The sequence below is a fragment of the Clostridium tepidiprofundi DSM 19306 genome, assembly GCF_001594005.1.
Taxonomy (GTDB): domain Bacteria; phylum Bacillota; class Clostridia; order Clostridiales; family Clostridiaceae; genus Clostridium_AC; species Clostridium_AC tepidiprofundi.
The window spans coordinates 1-2,075 of sequence record NZ_LTBA01000107.1; the positions used below are offsets into that span (position 1 = coordinate 1).

Annotated in this window: 2 protein-coding genes and 1 pseudogene; 1 reads left to right on the forward strand and 2 read right to left on the reverse strand. The window is 26.9% G+C overall.

Annotation, left to right across the window (positions count from 1 at the left end; all coding sequences use genetic code 11):
* Nucleotides 1-159: pseudogene (locus CLTEP_RS15230) on the forward strand (IS982 family transposase); the annotation flags it as partial.
* A 256-nt stretch (nucleotides 160-415) separates the two neighbouring features.
* Here the strand turns inward: CLTEP_RS15230 and CLTEP_RS13840 are convergent.
* Nucleotides 416-610 (reverse strand): hypothetical protein, encoded by a 195-nt coding sequence (locus CLTEP_RS13840; RefSeq protein ID WP_066827650.1) that lies wholly within the window; start codon nucleotides 608-610, stop codon nucleotides 416-418.
* 344 nt (nucleotides 611-954) lie between these two features.
* Entirely contained in the window at nucleotides 955-1,767 is an 813-nt protein-coding gene (locus tag CLTEP_RS13845; RefSeq protein ID WP_066827652.1) for a hypothetical protein, read from the reverse strand.
* Nucleotides 1,768-2,075: the final 308 nt, after the last annotated feature.

Sequence of the window (2,075 nt, forward strand, 5' to 3'; positions counted from 1 at the left end):
GAACAACTAAATATTCAAAGAGTACTAGCAAAATCTAAATGGGGCTTTATTACTAGAATAATTAATAAAGTATTAGCTCATAATCTTTGTTTCTTTATCAATAAAACGTTAGGTATTAATGTAAATCTAGCTAAAATTAAAGAACTTATATTTGGTTAATTATTCCTGAAGCGAACTTGATTTTAGTGGATACTTATACTTATTCTTAATGGAATAATTATCATTTAAATAAAAATTATTCTATTAGCACAACGGATTAAATTTACAAAAAGATAGAATAAAAATATAACTTTCATAAATAGTAAACTATTGAACATAACTTGAAGTTAAGAATGTTCTATTTGAAAATTTATTAACCAATGTAAATACATGAAATTTTTTCAAAAACATTAAGAGTAGTGGAATTCAAATTCCACTACTCTTTTAATATTTTTACATATACCTTTCCTTCGCCATTTTCAGCATTAGGAATATATTTTTTATATATGAATCCATTCTTAACAAGTCCAAGCAATCTTCCCTTTTCTATAATCTTTTTATTTCCATCTTTAAGTAAAAATACTTCATAGCCATTGTTCTCAACAGTTTCTCCTAGTGAACTACTCGCCACTTACTTCGTTGAAGCGGGAGCTTCTTGGTCAATAGCACCAACGTGCCAAGTTTACCCAAGCTCAAAAGGTCGCACCGACCTCGATATAATACCAGTTTTATTTCTTGGCAAGAAACCACCGTCTTAGACGATTGTAATCGTTCGGGTTGCACCAACGTCAAGGCTTGGTTTTCGCTTTTTTGGTGCAGGACGTGTGCTTGAATATTTTACGTGGTAAAGCTTTTTCTTACCACAACCTTATACATTCAGTTTTATAAGAACTTTTATATTTTCATTATATCAAGTGGAGTGCATTTTTTCAAGGGCATTGAACCCTTTCAAAAATGGTGTTATCCATCTCCCACTTATAGAAGATGGGAGACTTCCACACAAAATGTTAAAACTTCTGTAGAACCATAAAAGAAAACTTCATGTATGTCTATTGTAGCTTTTAAACCTTTTATATCTACACTTTCTTTTGTCTTTAAATTTAATTTATATAATTTCTTATTTTTGTAATCTCTAACCAAAACCCAATCTCCTAATATATCTAAAATCTCTTTATTATACACTGTTTCAGCATCTAATGCTTTTTCAATCTCTCCATTAATTTTTAACAAGTAAATATTTTCATCTTCTACCCGTTCCATTTCATCCCAAGCATCTTTGCGGAAATAAATTCCTTCTTCTGTCCATTTTATTAAATTTATGGGAGTATCTGATTTATAAAATAAAGATTGTTTAATATCTCCCTTGATAGATTGTTTTATAATACTAAAGTTTTTGCTTTTATAGTCTCTTTTTGCACCTATGAAGATATCTGCATTAGGTGAAATCAAAACGGTATCAAACCTTTCCTTTAAGTTATAAAGAAATTCATAATTTTCATATAAATATACTTCTTCTCCTACAAAATCATTAATAATAAAAAAATCCTTTCCATAGGAAACTGATTTGGCAAAAGCATCATTGTTTTGAGTAAATAACTCCTTGTTTATCTCATTAAACTCTTTCTTTTCTTCAATGCTTTTTTCTTGACTATTTTTTATTTGTTCTTCCTTAACTTTATTTATCAAAGAATTATTTGCTGATTGATTAATAGTTTTTGCATTGTTGCAACCAATTAACATTACAATAATTGACGATAATAATAAAAAACTTATATTTCTTTTTTTCATATAAGAATCTCTCTCCTTAAATTAAAAATTTAACATAATTAAGCCTTACTATGAAAATTATACCTTTTAACTATATAAACGTCAATTAATGTTTTTTTTATAAATATTCTTTTATATAAACAAATATAATAATTATAATAAGTTTTTAAAGGAGAATAGTTGATGAAAAACTTATTACTATACTATAAATGAGAAAATTTAGATACAAATTTTTACAGTAGATATTTACACTACGCCTTATGCTACTTTCATGGTTTTAAAAACAGTTTCAATAGGAATATTATTTTTAGCACATTCATAAATCCATT

Bases quoted from the DNA above. Each gene is read 5' to 3' on its own strand.
- CLTEP_RS13845 (WP_066827652.1), bottom strand. From the start codon at position 1,767: ATGAAAAAAAGAAATATAAGTTTTTTATTATTATCGTCAATTATTGTA.